The organism is Paenarthrobacter sp. NPDC058040, assembly GCF_042885775.1.
Lineage (GTDB): Bacteria > Actinomycetota > Actinomycetes > Actinomycetales > Micrococcaceae > Arthrobacter.
Genome location: NZ_JBHVRN010000006.1, coordinates 185156 through 202849 on the forward strand (window position 1 = coordinate 185156; position 17694 = coordinate 202849).

The window sequence follows — 17694 nt, forward strand, 5'->3', positions numbered from 1 at the left end:
TATTACTCCACCCCCCCCCACCTCCACCCCTTTAACTCCCTGCAGCCCGCGTCCTGGGGTCGGCGCGTCCCGTAAATGTGGGGGGGGGGGGGCGCCCCCCCCCCCCCCCCACCACAGTTCCGGCCCGCTCACCGACCGCCAAACCGGAAGTACAGCATGAGCACCTCCACCACACCCCTGGCTTCAGCCCGGGAACATGATCACCGACCAAAATCCGCGTTGACGGTACGCCGGGCACACGCCTTAACTGCGGGACGCTGGCTGCTCGCAACCATCGCGATCGTCGCACCGGTCTTCGTGTTTTCGACGTTGATCACCTTTCTCCTCGGTGCCGCCAGCGGCCTCAACCCCGCCGCAGGGATCGCCGGGGACGAGGCCAGCCCCGAAACCATTGCGCGTATCAATGCCGAGTTCGGCCTGGACCTTCCCGTTTGGCAGCAGTACCTGAACTGGATGGCCGGAATCTTCACAGGCGACCTCGGCCTGTCCTGGTTCAACAAGGTTCCCGTCAGCGAGCTGATCGCGCAGCGCCTGGCGGTAAGCGCCTCCGTGGCCGGATTGGCGCTGGTCCTGGGAATTGTCTTCGGGGCCCTCCTGGGTTTGGCCGCGGCCCTGAAGCAAGGCTCATGGCTGGATCGTGGAGTCACAGCCTTCACCTCAATCGTTTCCACCTTGCCGCCCTTTGTTCTGTCCATCGGCCTGATCATCGTCTTCAGCCTCTGGCTACGGGTGCTGCCCTCCGCCGGTTACGTCCCGCCAACGCAAAACGTGGGGAAATGGTTCTCTCTGATCCTCATGCCCGCCCTCGCCCTCAGCGTTGACGTCGTCGCCGATATCGCCCGACAGCTGCGTACCGGCATGGTGGACGCCCTGCAGCAGAACTACATCACCGGCGCTGTTGTGCGCGGCCTCAGCCGGCCACGGATCCTTTTCGTCCACGCGCTCCGCAACGGCAGTTCACCGGCGCTTGCCATCCTCGGAATGAAGATCCCTGCCCTCGTTGGAGGCGCCGTCGTCACGGAGACGATCTTCACCATGCCCGGCTTCGGAACGCTCTCGGCTTCCTCAGCGTTGCGCGGCGACGTCCCGGTGGTCCAAGGCACCCTGGTGGTCGCCATCATCTTCGTGCTGGTTTCCAGCGTCCTGATCAACATCGTCCAAGGCGGGTTGCAGCCCGCCACCCGCAGGAGAGGCCAACAATGACAGCCACGTTCCTCCACTACCGCAGCGCCCGGATAGCACTCATCGTTTTGGCAGCTGTCACTTTGCTGGCCATCTTCGGGCCAGCGTCCGCTCCGCAGGATCCGCTGGCCCAGGACGCTGCACAGATCCTCAAAGGAGCCAGCCCGGAGCATTGGCTGGGTACTGATGTGCTGGGCAGGGATGTCTTCAGCCGGCTCCTGGCAGGGTCCACCGTGTCCGTTCTCGCGGCACTGGAGGCGGTCGCCGTCGGACTGGTTCTGGGCGTAGTCCCGGGACTGTTCTCGGTGTACTTCGGACGGTCCTTCGAATGGCTGACCTTGCGTTTCATGGATGCCCTGATCACGCTGCCGTTCCTGGTTTTCGCCATCGCAATGACCGCGTTACTGGGAAACGGACTTGTTCAAGCCATGTTCGCGGTAGGCATCCTCATCGCGCCCGGCTTCTACCGGGTGGCCCGTGCGTCCGCTCTGAGCGTGTCCAACTCACAATACGTCGAGGCAGCCCGCCTTCTTGGCGCCCCAACCGGATGGGTGGTACGGCGCCACGTTCTTGGCAAGGTACTTCCTGCTGTTGCCGTCACCACAGCATCCATGACCGGTGTCAGCCTGGTCATCGTGTCGTCCCTGACATTCCTCGGCATAGGCATCGTGCCCCCGGAACCAACGTGGGGCGGCCTCCTCGCTACAGACCTCCAGAATCTCTACCAGCGGCCTTACGGACCCGTCGCCCCCGCAGCGATCATCATCGCCACCGTCTGGGCACTGAACGCACTCTCAGATGCCCTGCGGGACTCCACCGGACAACAAAAACGACGACGGACGGCACCTTCAGCGCCACGACGAAGGACAGTGACACAGCATGCCAACTGAGACGACTAGCAACTCAGCAACTGTACTGGACGTTGCCAACCTGTCGATTACTTCAGCGGAGGGGACTGAACTGGTCAAAGGGGTTTCCTTCACCCTGGCCCAGGGCCAGACCCTTGGAATCGTGGGGGAGTCAGGAAGCGGCAAATCCCTGACGTGCCGGGCAGTGCTCGGGATCCTGCCCGATGGTCTCTCCATCCGCGAAGGATCCATCCGGTTCGACGGCCACGAGCTGACCACTCTCAGTGCCAAATCCTGGCGGCCTCTCCGGGGATCGCGGATCTCTGCGGTGTTCCAGGACCCGGCCTCCTACTTGAACCCCTCCCTGACCGTTGGCACGCAACTGTCCGAAGCCCTGCGAGCCACCTCGAAACTGTCCCGCAAGGACGCGAGGACCAGGGGGACGGAACTGTTGCGGCACCTTGGCCTGCATGAAGCGGAAGCGGTGTACAGGCAGTACCCCTACGAACTCTCCGGCGGCATGCTGCAACGGGTCCTGATTGCCATCGCGGTTTCTGCCAACCCGGAGCTCCTGATCGCCGATGAAGCGACCACGGCTCTTGACGTCACCGTGCAGGCCGAAGTGCTCGATTTGCTTAAAGACCTGCAGCATGAGTTAGGACTGGCCCTCGTGTTGGTCTCGCACGACCTCGCCGTCGTGGGACAAGCCTGCGACCACCTCATTGTCATGAGGGAGGGGCGAGTCGTGGAAGCCGGTCCCACTGCGCAGGTCTTGAACCGGCCCAGCCACCCCTATACCCGCTTGCTTGTCGAAAACCACCACAGGTTCGGCATCGAACGTTTTCTCAGCAAGGAGAAGAGCATTGCCTGAGACTGATCAGCCCAAGTCCGCCAACCGGCCCTTGCTGGAGGTGGAGGCCCTGGACGTGGTGCTCGGACACGGCCACAAACGCAAAGAGGTACTGCGCGGCATCGACCTGCAGATCCTGGCCGGTGAAGTCGTTGGCCTGGTCGGGGAGAGTGGATCGGGAAAGACAACCCTCGCCAGGTCCATCCTCGGTCTCAATCCCGTTGCGAAGGGTGCTGTCCGGTTCGAAGGAGCCGTGATCAGTGGACTGGGCGGGGCGCGGCTGCGCGAATTCCGTCGCGGGCGATCGCTGCAGTACGTTTTCCAGGACCCCTTGCTGAGCCTTGATCCCGAAGTACCTGTCGGTGATTCGATTGCCGAAGGCCTCCACATTCGCGGGAACGTGGCACCGGAGGACATAACGGCAAAGGTTGTAGAGAGCATGCTGGCCGTAGGGCTGGATCCGGAGCTGGCAGAACGCCGCCCTGCCGAACTCTCCGGCGGCCAACGGCAGCGGGCTGTCATCGCCAGGGCGCTGATACTGGAACCCCGCTTGCTGGTCCTTGACGAACCCGTCAGCGCGCTCGACTCGGCCAACCGTATCCAGGTCCTCGAACTGCTCCTGAAACTCAGGGACACCAAGGGATTCGCACAGTTGTTCATCTCCCACGACCTCGGTTCAGTCGCCGGCCTGGCGGACAGAATCGTGGTGATGTACCGCGGGCGGATCGTCGAACAAGGCCCCTCGGATGAACTGCTCAACAACCCCCAGCACCCCTACACCCAACTGCTCATCGGCTCCGCACCCACGCTAAGCAGCGGAGCAGTCTCCCGCGACCGTCGGCAGGCACTGCGCGACGCCCTCACTGCGGAGCCTGTGCAGGCTGCCCGGGCTTAGCCCCAGGACGAACGGCAACAATCGATGCGGTACCGTTCAATCAATACTTCGGAAGGACATTAACACGTGGTCGTGCAAACCCGGCAGAGCGGAGAATCCACGCAACTGATCGGCGCTAAAATCGCCGGCCAGGCGGCCGAGGAAATCGCCGCCTCCCTGGCGGACATGATTTCCGCCGGGAAGCTCACACCGGGAAGCCAACTTCCTACGCTCCGCTCGCTGGCCCAAGCTTCAGGGACACCCTTGCATGTGCTCGCCGATGCGTGGGCAGCACTGAGACAACGCGGACTCATCCTCACCCGAGGCCGCGGGGGCAGCTTCATTGCAGACCCACACAATACCCCGGCCTCCACTGGGCGGGCCCCGGGGGGCCCGGCACGGTTCCCGGGCTGGCAGCAAGTGGACCTGGTCAGTGGGCAGGCCGACCTCAGCCTGCAACTGGACCTCAAAGATGCACTGCTTGCCGGCCTGGAAACCCAGGACCTGCACGACATCCGCCGCGACCAGGTCACCGCGCCCCTGCGTGAAGCCCTGGAACGCACCTGGCCGTTCCAGGCCCAGGAATTCTCCACGGCCGGTGGCGGAACCGAAGCAGTCCTGCTCTCCATCGAAGCAGCTGCGCCGCCCGGGTCGGTGGTTGCCATCGACGAACCGATCATCCCCGGCATCGCGGACACCATGCGTGACCTCGGAATCCGGCCCATCGGCGTCGAATGCGACACCGAAGGCCCCACTCCTGCAAGCCTTCTCACGGCACTGGAACACCATCCCGTGGCATTCGTCTACCAACCCAGCGGCCCCTTCGGCCGCAACCACGCCGTCACACAACAGCGCGCCGACGAACTAGCCGCAATTCTCGCCGAGACGGACACCTGGATCATCGAAGACGACTCGCTCGGACCACTCGCCAGCGACGACTCCGTCACCATGGGCGGAGACCTGCCGGGGCGGGTCCTGCGAGTCCGCTCATACTGCAAGGCCTACGGCATTGACCTGCGCACCTCGGCCCTCGGCGGCAGCGCCGAACTCATCAAGCGGGCACGGGCAGCCCGAAGTCACGGCATCGCCGTTAACAGCCGCATCCTCCAAAACGCGCTCGCCTACCTGATAGACGGAGAAGCCGCCACGGTCGCCATAGAGGCAGCCCGGCACACCTACACCCGCCGACGACGGTCCCTCCTGAATGCCCTCGCGGCCGAAGGCCTCTCTGCCGAAGCGTCACCCGAAGGACTGATTGTCTGGGTAGAAGTACCCGACGAGACGCGGGCGCTGCTGGATCTTGCTGCCCACGGAATCGTCCTGGGGGAGGGCCGCAGGGCATTCCTTACAGGCACCTCGCGCGGCTACCTCCGAATCGCCATCACCCACCTGCCGGATGAGCCGCGCCTTATCAGCGAACTTGCCGCCACTATCCGACAGGCTGCTGCAGGAGAGCTCCGCGCCTATCTGAGCTGACTACGGAGAAGCACCCCTTGGCGCGTGGGCTGCCCGGATCAGGCGGTCAGTGGCTCGGTGGTGGGGGTGGGCGCGGGCTTGCCGGCGTTCTCCTTGGTGGAGATGCGTGGTGGTGGTAGTGCCGGGCCGATAGCGAGGCGGGCCCCGGGTGTGCGGCCGTGGCCCCAGCCGATGCCTTTGCGGTAGCTGCCGAGCAGTCCGCTGGCGGCCAGGTGCTCTTCGTCGCGGAGGGGGCTGTCGGCGGGCAGCGGTTCTGCGTTGGGCGCCACGAACAGGGCGTCGACGGGGCAGTACGCCTCGCACATGAAGCATGTCTGGCAGTCGTCCTGCCGGGCAATGACCGGCACTCCGTCGGTTCCGGTGTCGAAGACGTTCGTCGGGCAGACCTGGACGCACTTGTCGCAACCGATGCACTTGTCTGTGGAGACGATCTCGATCATGACGCCACGCCCGCAAGGTCGCGAGTCCAGGTGCTCGGCGTGGTCCACAGGGCGTCCAGGCCGCCGACGAGCAGGCGGTGGTGCTGGGCGGGGTCGATGTCCTTGTAGTCCTGTCGTGTGTGCATGCCGCGGCTTTCGGTGCGTGCCAGTGCGGAGGTGTACATCCAGCGGGCGTGGGCGATCATCGCCGCCGCCGAGCGGGCACGGACGGCGTCCCCGTCGGTGGCGTGGAGGGAGGCCCGCAACTGGTCCCAGGTGTCGTTCAGTGCCGCGAGGGCGGGAGTGAGCCGGTCGGCGTGCCGGAGGTAGTTCTTGTCGTAGGGGTGGACCTGTTCGCGGATGATGCGCAGGACGTCCTGGTATCCGTCGGGCCGGCCGGGTGTCCCGGTGGGCCGCAGTGCGGCTTCACCGGCCCCGTATACCGGGCGGTCCTTGGCGTGGGCGCCGAGCCTGGCGGCGTGGATGGCGGCCGCCCGTCCGGCCCATACCCCTGAGGACATCGCCCAGGCCGAGTTGTGCGAGCCTCCGCCGGTGAAGCCACCGCAGATCAGTTCGCGGGTCGCGGTATCTCCTGCGACGTATAGGCCGGGCACCGACGTCTCGCCGTTATCGCCCGCCACATGTACGCCGCCGGTGCCGCGGACGGTTCCTTCGAGCAACAGTGTCACCGGGAAGCGGTCCGTGAACGGGTTGATCCCCGCACGGTCGAATGGCAGGAAGAAGTTGACCTGGCCCAGCCGCATGGCCGCCTGGTCAGCGGGCGATGCTCCGTCCAGGGTGCAAAAGACCCGGCTGGTGAGCAGTTCGCGGGCGATCACGGAGCGTCCGCCTTGGCTGCCGGCGCCCTCGAGCACGGTGCCGTCCTCTCGGTAGAAAGTCGCGAAGCTGTAGTACGCCGTCTTCGTGACCGTGCTGAACTCCGGGGCGAGTGCGTACGCCGTTGAGAATTCCATGCCCGAAAGTTCCGCTCCGACCTCCGCCGCCATCAGAGCGCCATCGCCGGTGTTGACGTTCGTCCCCAGGGCTTTGGAAAGGAACGCGCACCCGCCGGTCGCGAGGACCACAGCCCCGGCCCGCACGGTGTAGTGCGTCCCCTCCTGGCGGCGGTATCCACGGGCGCCGGCGACGGCCCCGTTCGCGTCGGTCAGCAGTTCGAGGGCTGGGCTGTGATCAAGGATGCGGACACCGGCCCGCTTGGTTCGGAGGCGTTGGATCCGCATGTACTCCGGGCCCTGGAGGCCTCTGCGCATCTGCTGCCCATCGGGCCCGACGGGGAAGGGATATCTGCCCTCCTGAGCGAGTTCATTCATGTTGTCCCAGGTCTGGTTCAGCACGCGACCCATCCAGCCTCTGTCGGCAAGGAATCCGCCCAGCTTGTCGCGGCTGTCCATCGCGGCCTCACGTGCCTTCTCAGAAGGCGGCACGTACCAGACCCCCGTGCCGCCAGAGGCGGTCGGGCCGGACGTGCCGCAGTACCCCTTGTCCGCCAGGACCACGGCGGCTCCCGCGCGGGCGGCTTTGATCGCGGCCCATGTCCCGGCCGGGCCACCGCCGATCACCAGAACATCGGCGGTGAAGTTCAGGATGTCGGTTTTCATGCGGACTCCAGGGTGGAAGGTCGACGCCGAGGGCACGTCGTCGTTGGTAGGCGTAGGACGTCAAGCCAGGTGTATTCCAGGCCTGAGGGCGTGGAACGTCGGCTGAAAATCGATGCGTTGGACGTGAGAATATTGCCAGATTTCAACGTCTTCAAGCCTGGACTACGCGGCGGGAAACACTTCCTCAATTGCCTCAATGAAGAGCAATCGACGGACATCATGCGTAAAGGAACGTAGTACTGCTCAAGTCGGCGCAGCCTTCCAATCCACGGACGGGACGCACCGGGACTGCTCCGAGATTTGGCAGCCAGGATGTGATCGGCAACAACTTCCGACAATTGGTAACACTGGCGAAACTCCCCGGTGATCGTCATGAAATTGCGTGATGTTTTCATACATCTATTGGATGGGCACGCAAGACGAAGTGAACGAGGTCGACGTGAAAAACAGAGTACTGGCGAAAGCCAGGCGCGGCGCGAGAATGCACACACCGACGATCCTGCAGACCGGGCAAAGCTGCTCGATGAGCGGCTGGTGGATACTGAAGTCCGAGCAAGGAACCAAACAATTCATAACGCAGGGTAGCGTCATGCCTGCGCATCACGGCATGACCACCTCGTGGGTACTCATGCCGGCCACACGGTTCCTCTTTGGATAGCCCACTCTCAAGGAATCGAGCTGCCACAGCCTGGGCCCACGGCCTTCGGCTCGGTGCAACAACGAGCCGAAGGCATCGCCCAATGTCTGTGAAAACGCCGGGCACTCCACGTTGAATTTGGGTCAGCGGGCTTTGAATATCGTCCGGTGCCAGTCCTTTTCGACTCTTCCGGTGAGGTCAAACATCACGTGCTTAATCTGTGTGTACTCCTCAAATGAATATGCTGACATGTCCTTGCCGAAGCCTGACTGTTTCATGCCACCGTGGGGCATTTCGCTGATGATGGGGATGTGGTCATTGATCCAAACGCAGCCTGCTTTGATCTCGCGGGTGGCCTGCAGGGCGCGGTACACGTCCTTGGTCCAGGCTGAAGCGGCGAGTCCATAGGGGGTGTCGTTGGCAAGCTGTATAGCCTCTTCGTCGGTGTCGAAGGGAAGGACGACCAGAACCGGGCCGAAGACCTCGTCTTGTACGATTTCACTGTCCGGGGAGGCGTCAGTGATGAGTGTGGGTTCATAGAAGGCCCCGCCCGCCAGTTCGCCGACGGGTATCGAACCACCAGTGACCACCGTTGCATAGTCTTTGGCGCGTTCGACCATGGCCGCGACGTGGTCTCGGTGTTCGTAGGAGATCAGCGGCCCGATATCGGTGTTCTCATCCTCCGGCAGCCCCAGACGGATCGAGCGGTAGAGTTCCGCTACCTTTTCCACAAACGCTGGATACACCGAGCGGTGCACGATTGCCCGGGTTGCAGCTGTGCAGTCCTGTCCGGTGTTAATGAGGCTGCCGGCAACCGCTCCGTGCGCGGCTGCGTCGTCGTCGGCATCGTCGAAAACTACCAACGGAGCCTTGCCGCCGAGTTCGAGGTGAACGCGTTTGGAGTTGACGGCGGCGGCTTCCAGCACTGTCCTGCCCACCGCGGTGGATCCGGTGAACGACACCATGTCTACATCAGGGTGCCGCATGAGGGCGGCGCCGACTTCCTGTCCGTCGCCGACCACCACGTTCACCACGCCGTTTGGAAGTCCGGCTTGCTGGAGAATGCGCGCGAACAGGAGAGACGTCAGTGGTGTGTTTGCCGCCGGCTTGAGAACAATGGTGTTCCCGGCTGCGATGGCCGGCAGGATCTTCCATGCTGCCATCTGCAGTGGGTAGTTCCAAGGTGAGATGGACCCGATCACCCCTATGGGTTCCCGGCGGATGCTGGAGGTATGGCCGGGCGAGTATTCGGCCGTGGCCCTGCCCTCGAGGTTCCGCGCCGCCCCTGCGAAGAAGTCCGCGTTGTCGATGGTCCCGGGAACGTCGAACTCACGAGTGAGCCTCAGTGGTTTGCCGGTTTGGCGGCTTTCCAGTTGGGCTAGTTCTTCCGCCTGGTCCTCCAACAACCGGGCGAAGCGGGAGAGCACTGCCGATCGCTCACCAGGGGTGGTTCGTGACCAACCGGTGAAGGCTTGCCGGGCTGCGGCAACGGCTGCGTCGACGTCGTCCTTGCCTGCCAGCACAACCGTTTCCACGGTTTCTCCGTTGCATGGGTTGATCACGTCGTGTTTTTTGCCGGAGCTTCCGATCAGGTTTTGGCCGGCAATGAATTGGTGCATGGTTTTCCGCCTTGAAGTCTGTTGTGAGGGGTTTAGAGCAGGGCCTCGGCTGTGACCAGTGTTTCCCGGAGGATTTGTTCCATTTCGTCGAATTCCCGTTGACCGATAATCAGTGGTGGGGAGAGTTGGATGACGGGGTCCCCACGGTCGTCGGCGCGGCAGTACAGCCCGTTCTCGAAAAGCTTTCTGGAGACGAACGATTTGAGGACGCGGTGGCTTTCCTCGGGTGTGAACGTTTCCTTCGTGGCCTTGTCTTTGACGAGCTCGATGCCGTAGAAGTAGCCGGATCCGCGAACGTCACCCACTAGCGGCAGGTCAAGCAACTTCTCCAAGGTGGAGCGGAAAGCTGACTCGTTGTCCAGCACGTGCTGGTTGAGTCCTTCACGTTCGAAGATGTCGAGGTTCGCCAGCGCAACAGATGCCGCAACAGGATGGCCCCCGAAGGTGTAGCCATGCTTGAAGAACGTTTCGCCTGTGGAAAAGGGTTCGAAGAGGCGGTCGGAGGCGATCATGGCCCCCATGGGCACGTAGCCGCTTGTCAGGCCCTTTGCGCAGGTGATGATGTCCGGAACGTAGTTGAATTTGTCGGCACCGAAGTAGGTTCCCAGACGGCCGAAGGCGCAGATGACTTCATCGCTGACCAGCAGAACGTCGTATTGATCGCAGATTTCCCGTACCCGCTGAAAATAGCCCGGGGGTGGTGGGAAGCAGCCGCCTGCGTTTTGTACTGGTTCGAGGAACACGGCCGCAACGGTCTGGGGACCCTCGGCCAAGATGGCGGCTTCGATCTGGTTTGCCGCCCAGAGCCCGAACGCAATGGGGTCATCTGCGTGTTGTTCAGCCCGGTAGAAATTCGTGTTGGGCACGCGGTGCGTGGATGGCACGAGGGGCTCGAAGTCTGCCTTCAGGTCAGCGATGCCGGTAATGGAAAGCGCCCCGTGAGTGGTGCCGTGGTACGCGGTGGCGCGTGAGATGACCTTGTGCTTGCCGGGCCTGCCGGTGGCGCGGAAGTATTGCTTCGCGAGCTTCCACGCCGATTCGACGGATTCGCTGCCGCTGTTGGTGAAGAAGACCTTGTTCAGGTCCGCGGGGGCAAGGTGGGCCAGGCGTTCGGCCAGCTCCGCTGCCGGCCTGTTGGCGAATGACCACAACGGGAAGAAGGCAAGCTGTGATGCTTGACGGGCCATGACCTCGGCCAGCTCTGTTCGACCGTGGCCGGCTTGCACTGTAAACAGGCCAGCCAATCCGTCCAGGTATTTACGTCCGGCGTCATCGTAGATGTAGGCGCCTTCGCCCCGAACGATCATCGGCAGCTGATCGTCCGTTTGGGGCTGGGGTGAGAAGTGGAGCCAGAGGTTTTCCCGGGCTGTGGTTTTCAAATCGGTCCGCGGTTCAGCTAGCTGGGTCACGGATATCACCTTTTCTGCATGGTTGGGTCGGTAGAGTCCGACGACGGCTGGTGGCCGCCGTCGTTGGTTTGGTCAGGGCACGCTCAAATGTCGAGGACAAGGGTGGGCGATTTTGAACGGGACACGCAGATCATCATCATGTCGCCTTGGGACCGCTCGTCTTCGGTGAGAAGGTCGTCGCGGTGGTCTATCGTGCCGCACAGGACTTTCACCTCACAGGTTCCGCAGAACCCCATTTCGCACGACGACGGGTGGTTGACACCCGCTGCCCGCACGGCTTCCAGCACGGTTTGGTCGGCTTGGACGCCCACCGTCAACCCGCTGCGTTTGAGTTCCAGGTCGAAGGCGCCGGAGGTTTCTTCGGCCGCCGCCGGTGCAGCTGGTGCCGCTGGAGCGAAACGTTCGAGGCGCAGCTCGTGAAGGCGGCCGGCCCGCTCCATGTGCTCGGTCAGTGCATCCATCAGGCCCGATGGACCGCACGTGTAGACCAGCGCGCCGTGGCTTGCTTCGACGATCGCACCGAGATCAGGATGTCCATTGGTGTCCTGCGAGTGCAATTCCACGGACTCAGGATCCAGGGAAGCCAGCTCGGTCAGGAACGCGAAGTGCTCCAAACTGCGGGCTCCGTAGACCAACTTCCAGGGCACCCCGCGCCTGTGGACCTCGTGGATCATCGGGAGCAATGGTGTGATGCCGATGCCGCCGGCAACGAAGACGTAGTGCTCGGCTTCGGTAAGGGAGAAGTTGTCCCTGGGAGCGCCGATGGTGATGGTGCGGCCAGGCCGGAGCTCGCGGTGCACTTCTACCGAGCCGCCGCGGCCTTGGGGGAGTTCGAGGACGGCGATCCGGTAGGACGTGGTGTTGCCGGGATCCCCACACAGGGAGTATTGGCGAATGGTCCCGGACGGCAGGTGCACGTCAATGTGCGCTCCGGGCGCCCAGGCTGGCAGCGGTCCTTCATCAGGCCGCCTCAGTTCGAAGGACGTGACTGATTCTGCTTCACGGCGTGACGCAATGACGCGGACTTCAATCTGCCCTGCGTCCTGCACTTCCTGGGGCCTGTGGTCATGCGTCAGCGTTGACACTGTGGCCGTCCTTTGCCCGGTTCATCAATTCAACGAATGACCGCCGGTAGTTAAGGGTGAAGAGGTCCGCGGGAACGGAGAATTCCTGTTCTTCGGCGTCCCACGGAATTTCGCGGGGCTGGACGGCTTCCACGATCGGCAGATCCTCCAGGTAGACCATTTCTTCTACACGCAGGCATTCCGCCAGGTCGGCCCCCTTGTACCCCACTTGGTTTGCGACGCCCCAGAAGATGGTGACGTGCTCGTAGTTGATGGGCGACGGGAACCCTGCCACGACGCGCTTGCCAAGGCGTTCGTAGTTGTACGTGATGGAAGCGAGTCCCGGCGCGGCGCAGTGGTACCGCATCATGCAGTCGCCGTCTTCGGCCCAGTCACCTGTTCCGGCATCCAGTGGCCGCTCCATCCAGACATCCAATCCGTCGCGCTTGACGTCGAGGGGCTCCACGACTTCGGGCGTGGGGCCCATGGAGACTTTATGGACGAAGGGGAAGTGTGCAACGTCGCGGAAGTTCTCGATGGTTACGCCGACTCCCACGGGGGAGTCCAAGGGCGTTGCCGCAACCCATTCCAGTTCGACACCGCGCCATTCTTCGATGTGGTACATCTCCCGGATCGGGTCTTCCAGGACGGTCCACACGTGGCCATAACGCAGGACAACGGGGTAACTCTTCACTGCCGCCCTGGCAGGAATTTTGCTCTGATCTTCCAAAGAGGGGATCCGCGCGCACGTGCCGTTGGAGCTGCCGAATTCCCAGCCATGGTAAGGGCAGCCGATGGACTTTTGGTGGACCTCACCAAGTGAGAGGTCGCCTCCGCGGTGGGGGCAGCGTCGGTCCAGGACGGCCACCGTGCCTTCACCGTCGCGGAAGATCACAAGGTTGGTGCCGAGGAGGGTGGCAGTCTGTGGTTTGTCCAGGTCCGAGATGCGGGCAACGGGAAACCAGGAGCGGCGCATGGCCGCTTCGGCCAGTTCCCGCTTGGTGGCGGCCGGAGTGGTGACTGGTTCAAGCGTTGTAGTCATGGTGTTTCCTTTCTGCGGCGCTAGGCGCCGGTAATGAGTGCGCCGCCATTGACGCTGATGGTCTGCCCAGTGATGAAACCGGCGCTGTCGGAGGCGAGGAACGCCACGGCGGCAGCTATTTCGTACGGGTCACCCAGGCGACCGAGCGGTACTGCGGCGAGTTCGGCGTCGTAGGCCTCTTCCGGGACCATCCGCGTGAGGATGGCACCGGGCGCTACGGCGTTCACCAGGATCCTTTCGGCGACCAGTTCCTTGGACAGTGCTTTCATCAGCGAAAGCTGGGCAGCCTTCGACGTCATGTAGCCATAGGAGTGCCCGTCGGGGACCTGGCCCCACTGTGAGGAGATGAAGATGACCCGTGGTGCTTCGCTCTTGCGCAGCCAGGGAACCGCCGCCTGCGTGATCGCATAGGGGGCCAGTACGTTGACTGCGAAGTATTGCTGAAGGTTCTCTGCCGGGGTGTCCTCCAGCGATTTCCAGTTGTGCATTAGCCCGGCATTGTGGACCAATACGTCCAAGCGGCCCCAGTTCGCGTCGGCGGCCTCCACCAAGCGGGTTCCGGCGTCGGGGGCGGTAATGTCCAACTGCAGTGTGGCTGGTTTTCGCCCAAAGGTGACCAGGATTTCGGCAGCGACGGCGTCCAGCTCGGTTGCATCGAGGTCGGCCAGAACGAGTTCGCAGCCACGCGACGCAAGTGTCCGGGCGTGGGCGGCGCCCATGCCCCGGGCGGCACCGGTGACGATGGCAACCCTTCCGTCGAGCCGGATACCCGGGATGTCTGCACTCATGACCCAACGACCTCAGTGATGTGCGGCTCGGTGATGTAAAGCATGTTTCCGTCGGGATCGAAGAAGGGCCGGTACCGGTACCACGTACCGTTGGGGTGCTTCCATTCGATCCTCTGGTCCACCCACTCCACTTTCCCGTCCAGGTGGGTTTCGGCCTGGTCGAGGTTCTCCACTTCGAAGGCGACCGAGTCAAATCCCGGTGCGTTCTCGGCATTGATGGCGGTACGGCGTGGTGCGTGCTCGCCAACATCTGACTTGAAGATGTAGAGGGTCACGTTGCCCAGGTTGATGGCAGCCCATTCTTCGGTGGGTTCGTAGGGCAGATGGAAGCCCAAACCCAGGGTGCCGTGGTAGAAATCGACCAGGCGGCCGACGTCGTGGGTGAGGATGTCCATGTTGTCGATGCGCTTGAGGTTCAGCACAGCAGTCTCCTTGGTGGTCTTTGGATTTGTTCGCGTCGGATGGGTGCAGGGGCCCCCAGCGTGTGCTGAGAGCGTGCCGTCTTGGAGGTTCAGTGAAACTGTGGCGAGGGTTTGGTAACTGGATCCTGTTGGTGCTGCTGGATCCGGATGGCAGCAGGTGGCACCTGCGCCCAGTAAATGTGAGTCGAGCACGCGGATCAGTGCCGCTGCATCTATCCCCTTGGAGGCGTGGATCTGCCTCATCTTTCGGCGGATGCCGTCGAGTCTGACTACCGTGTCCGGACCGTTGCGCAGCTCAGTATCGTGCAGGGAAGCCGGGGTACTGAGGAAGTGGTTGGTGTGGGCCAACAGTCCATGGTCATCCGGGAGTGCGTAGCCAACTCCTCCAGGGTTCAGCTCGACGCTCACCGCGGCCGATTCGCCACCTATGGATGCCACCAGAGTCAGCGACGACGACGCCGAGACAGGTGCGCTACCGAGGAGGGCCAGCGCGTGGTTAAGATCCCGGGATTCATCGAGTGCGGCGCGGGCCAGGATATGGACCGGTGCTCCAATTCCAAGGCCGTCGTGTTCGTGATGGAGGATGTTGAAGAGTATGCCCAGGCCGCGGCTGTTGACGCCGATCTTGCCAAGGATGCCGTATTCAGTCACCGTGGTCGTCAGGCTGCCGTCCGCGTGGGGGATCTCCCAGACAAGCCATAGGTCTTCGAGTTCCGGATACCAGTCCCACGCCTGGACGGCCACGGGTGCGCCGTCGGTGGGTAGGTGCACGATGGTGGAGCATTCCTTGGCGGCAGTTGTTCCCAAGGCGGCCAACAGTTCCGTACGGGCGTTGATGGCTGCCAACGATGTCAACGAAACACGGGCGCCTTCTGCCATGCCGGAAAGTTCATCCAACAAGGTTGGTGACACGGCCTCAATCGGTGGTAGTGCTGCTGAACCCCAGTAGTCCAAGTCCACGCCGGGCCCCGCTGTCCGGTTAAAGAGGTCCTGGTAGGCAGCGATCGAGGCCCGGATCTTGTCAGAGTGCACCCGGCCGAACTCAAGGCCTCGGGCCTTGGGGTGAATTTGCGTGGAACGGAAGCGGTACGCGCTCATGCCAGCTCCAGCAGTGAGGGTGCAACATGCTGGGCAACCTCGTCCAGACGGGCGAACCAAACATCGTCGGAAGCAGCCATGTGGTCCAGCACGCGTTCGAACTGTTCCAGCCGGTAGGGCCTGCCGATGACTTCGGGGTGCATGGTGAAGCTTGTGTGCCGGCGCTCACGACGGGCGGACTCAAATTCAGACGTCCAACACCGTGTCATTTCTGCCGGATCTGACACGTTGCCGCCGCCATCGATGTTCCATCCGAAGCGAGGGTAGTCATCCAAGGACCAGTGGACCGGCATTTCCAGGATCGTCAGGGACCCCCAGCTTTCGACGTAGGGGCGGTCGTCGCCCATGCAGCTGGAGTCGTAGGTGAAGCCGTGCTCTACCAGCAGTGCGAAGGTCTCGGGTGTCAGCTCCCAGGACGTTGACCGGTACCCAACCGGGCGTGGTGCCCCTGCCCGGTCCAAGGCATCCAGACCGCGTTCGATTTCCTCGCGCTGTTGCTGGGCGCCGACCCGGTCGCTGCGGAGGTGCAGGTGTCCGTGGTGGGCTACTTCGTGTCCGGCGTCGAGGAGAGACGCCACAAGTCGGGGATGGGTCTCGGCCGTGTGTCCAGGGACGAAGAACGTTGCAGGTGCCTCGTAGCGTGCCAGCAGTTCGAGGATGCGGGGGATGCCCCGGGTTACGCCGTAGCGTCCCTCGGACAGGATGGTCAGGCGCCGTGCGTACTGTTCGCCTTCGCCGAGCCAGCCAGCTTCGGCATCGACATCAAAGGTCAGGGAGACGGCTGCGGCTTTGTTGCAGGGCCAGGTGCTTGGTGAGTTCACTTGCTCTCTCCTGCGTTCACGGGGGCCTCATCAACGTCCGGCCCGGGAGCGTCGACCACTTTGCGGTGACGCCATGCGATGGGCTGCTTTTCCTGTTTCATCTGCCGGTAGAAGTAGAGGACAACCGAGAGGGACAGGACCAGGATGCCTATGATGACTTCCTTGATTCCGCCGTAGCCGGTGATTTCCGTGCTGGCGACGCCGACGACGAGGATCACCGTGTCGATCGCGGCAAGGAGTCCAGCAATGTAGATCCACTGTTTGCCAAGCTTGATGGGACGCTCGGCTCCAGGCTGGTCCCGACGAAGGTTGATAAAGCCGGTGAGCGAGAGGATGTGGCAGATGAGGTACCCCATGATGCCAGCGACGATCACTGCCAAAGCATCACCGACGAAGAGAATCAGGACAACATTCACAATGAGGTCAAGCGACATTGCCCGTGCCGGAACACCGGCCTTGTTCAGCTCACCCAGTTGGCGGATGGTGAGTCCCTCCAAAGCGCTGCCGTGGAGCACGCGGCCACCAGCCGCCGTCGTCATGACCATCATCAGCATCAGTCCGGCGATCAAGCAGGTGGTCATGAGCCAGTCGCTGCCAGGGATGAGACGATCGAAGGCCTGTAGGTAGAAGGTCACGGGGTTGGCCGCGATTTCAGCTTGTTCAGCCAGGCCGCCGACGCCGAGGGGGACAAGGAAGTAAACGGCGAGGACGAAGAAGCCTGCCAGGCGCAAAGCAATGCGTGAATCGCGAACGGTGTCCCTGAATTCGGGAACGAATGCTGCCACGGCTTCGATGCCGTACACCGACCAGGCCATGACGAACATCCAGGCGAGGACTGTCTGCCATGCTGGGAAGCCGCTGGCGGTGAGGTCCCAATTGAGGTTGGAAAGGGACCAGTCCTTGCTGAAGAAGGGTGCTGCGGCGAACACGGCGATGGGAATCATGATGAGGACGCCGGTGATGTACATGATGGACATTGCAGGGCGCATGCCCAGAACGTTCATTCCCCAGCCCAAGACCAGCACGACGAGGGCGATGATGTGGGGGAGCCCGATTTCGGCAAGCCCCGTTGAAATGGTCCATGTGGCGTCGGGGAACCACTCAGCCTGCACCAGCGTCCCGATCTGGAGGCCGTAAATGGCGAGTGAACTGGACCAGCTGAACCAGTAGCCGAACGTTGCTACAGGTCCCACCAAGGTGCTTCTGGTACGCCAGCCTTGGTTGGCGTACATCGAGATGCCGCCCACCTTGTCGCCGAACATGCCGGCCATTTCTGAATAGATGTAGTTCTGGAGGCAGGCAATGACAGCGACGGCGAAGACCAGCGCCATTGCTGTCCACGCCCCCAACGATCCCATTGCGTACCCGATGATGATGAAAAGCGCTGCCGGGATCGAGAGGCTGATGGTGAATCCGTCCCACCATCGCAGCGTCTTTAGGTAGGCGTGTCCGCCTGCTGTGGAGTCGTGAGTGCTCACAGTTGGGGTCTCCTTGATAGTGCCTTTAGGGGCATCCACACGTGTCCA

General features: G+C 62.8%; 16 protein-coding genes. 6 read left to right on the forward strand and 10 right to left on the reverse strand.

Annotation, left to right across the window (positions count from 1 at the left end):
• The first annotated feature begins 156 nt into the window (after positions 1 to 156).
• From ACFVSJ_RS10085 to ACFVSJ_RS10105, 5 genes are all read left to right on the forward strand, one after another.
• On the forward strand, positions 157 to 1203 hold the full coding sequence (locus ACFVSJ_RS10085) for an ABC transporter permease (protein WP_387436463.1): 1047 nt from the start codon (positions 157 to 159) through the stop codon (positions 1201 to 1203).
• Entirely contained in the window at positions 1200 to 2072 is an 873-nt protein-coding gene (locus ACFVSJ_RS10090; protein ID WP_387436465.1) for an ABC transporter permease, read from the forward strand. The genes ACFVSJ_RS10085 and ACFVSJ_RS10090 overlap by 4 nt, the downstream gene beginning before the upstream one ends.
• On the forward strand, positions 2062 to 2901 hold the full coding sequence (locus ACFVSJ_RS10095) for an ABC transporter ATP-binding protein (RefSeq protein WP_387436467.1): 840 nt from the start codon (positions 2062 to 2064) through the stop codon (positions 2899 to 2901). Before ACFVSJ_RS10090 ends, ACFVSJ_RS10095 begins: the two co-directional genes overlap by 11 nt.
• A complete protein-coding gene (locus ACFVSJ_RS10100) occupies positions 2894 to 3775 on the forward strand; it encodes an ABC transporter ATP-binding protein (protein ID WP_387436470.1) in 882 nt (293 codons plus the stop codon). Before ACFVSJ_RS10095 ends, ACFVSJ_RS10100 begins: the two co-directional genes overlap by 8 nt.
• A 66-nt stretch (positions 3776 to 3841) precedes the next feature.
• Positions 3842 to 5230 (forward strand): aminotransferase class I/II-fold pyridoxal phosphate-dependent enzyme, encoded by a 1389-nt coding sequence (locus ACFVSJ_RS10105; protein ID WP_387436472.1) that lies wholly within the window; start codon positions 3842 to 3844, stop codon positions 5228 to 5230.
• A 38-nt stretch (positions 5231 to 5268) separates the two neighbouring features.
• On the opposite strand, the gene ACFVSJ_RS10110 is transcribed toward ACFVSJ_RS10105, so the two are convergent.
• Both ACFVSJ_RS10110 and ACFVSJ_RS10115 read right to left on the reverse strand, forming a co-directional pair.
• Positions 5269 to 5670 carry a 4Fe-4S binding protein gene (locus tag ACFVSJ_RS10110; protein WP_387436474.1) on the reverse strand — a complete coding sequence of 134 codons (402 nt, stop codon included), beginning with the start codon at positions 5668 to 5670 and terminating at the stop codon, positions 5269 to 5271.
• Positions 5667 to 7268, reverse strand: a complete 1602-nt coding sequence (locus ACFVSJ_RS10115; protein WP_387436476.1) for an FAD-dependent oxidoreductase — start codon at positions 7266 to 7268, stop codon at positions 5667 to 5669. Before ACFVSJ_RS10115 ends, ACFVSJ_RS10110 begins: the two co-directional genes overlap by 4 nt.
• 385 nt (positions 7269 to 7653) lie before the next feature.
• Between ACFVSJ_RS10115 and ACFVSJ_RS10120 the strand changes: the two genes are divergently transcribed.
• Positions 7654 to 7926, forward strand: coding sequence for a hypothetical protein (locus ACFVSJ_RS10120; protein ID WP_387436478.1), 273 nt, complete (start codon positions 7654 to 7656; stop codon positions 7924 to 7926).
• A gap of 122 nt (positions 7927 to 8048) precedes the next feature.
• On the opposite strand, the gene ACFVSJ_RS10125 is transcribed toward ACFVSJ_RS10120, so the two are convergent.
• The 8 genes from ACFVSJ_RS10125 to ACFVSJ_RS10160 all read right to left on the reverse strand — a co-directional run bounded on the left by ACFVSJ_RS10125 (position 8049) and on the right by ACFVSJ_RS10160 (position 17646).
• Positions 8049 to 9524: a gamma-aminobutyraldehyde dehydrogenase gene (locus tag ACFVSJ_RS10125; protein ID WP_387436480.1), complete on the reverse strand. Its 1476-nt coding sequence runs from the start codon at positions 9522 to 9524 to the stop codon at positions 8049 to 8051.
• A gap of 32 nt (positions 9525 to 9556) precedes the next feature.
• Complete coding sequence (locus ACFVSJ_RS10130) at positions 9557 to 10933, reverse strand: aspartate aminotransferase family protein (protein ID WP_387436482.1); 1377 nt, start codon at positions 10931 to 10933, stop codon at positions 9557 to 9559.
• Positions 10934 to 11016: 83 nt separating this feature from the next.
• On the reverse strand, positions 11017 to 12018 hold the full coding sequence (locus ACFVSJ_RS10135) for a PDR/VanB family oxidoreductase (RefSeq protein ID WP_387436484.1): 1002 nt from the start codon (positions 12016 to 12018) through the stop codon (positions 11017 to 11019).
• On the reverse strand, positions 11999 to 13039 hold the full coding sequence (locus ACFVSJ_RS10140) for a Rieske 2Fe-2S domain-containing protein (RefSeq protein ID WP_387436486.1): 1041 nt from the start codon (positions 13037 to 13039) through the stop codon (positions 11999 to 12001). The genes ACFVSJ_RS10135 and ACFVSJ_RS10140 overlap by 20 nt, the downstream gene beginning before the upstream one ends.
• 20 nt (positions 13040 to 13059) lie before the next feature.
• The gene (locus ACFVSJ_RS10145) at positions 13060 to 13827 is read right to left on the reverse strand and encodes an SDR family NAD(P)-dependent oxidoreductase (protein WP_387436488.1); all 768 of its coding nucleotides are present in this window, start codon (positions 13825 to 13827) and stop codon (positions 13060 to 13062) included.
• On the reverse strand, positions 13824 to 15347 hold the full coding sequence (locus tag ACFVSJ_RS10150; protein ID WP_387436490.1) for a C45 family autoproteolytic acyltransferase/hydolase: 1524 nt from the start codon (positions 15345 to 15347) through the stop codon (positions 13824 to 13826). The genes ACFVSJ_RS10145 and ACFVSJ_RS10150 overlap by 4 nt, the downstream gene beginning before the upstream one ends.
• Entirely contained in the window at positions 15344 to 16168 is an 825-nt protein-coding gene (locus tag ACFVSJ_RS10155; RefSeq protein ID WP_387436492.1) for a polysaccharide deacetylase, read from the reverse strand. The genes ACFVSJ_RS10150 and ACFVSJ_RS10155 overlap by 4 nt, the downstream gene beginning before the upstream one ends.
• On the reverse strand, positions 16165 to 17646 hold the full coding sequence (locus ACFVSJ_RS10160) for an APC family permease (RefSeq protein ID WP_387436494.1): 1482 nt from the start codon (positions 17644 to 17646) through the stop codon (positions 16165 to 16167). Before ACFVSJ_RS10160 ends, ACFVSJ_RS10155 begins: the two co-directional genes overlap by 4 nt.
• Between the last annotated feature and the right edge of the window lie 48 nt (positions 17647 to 17694).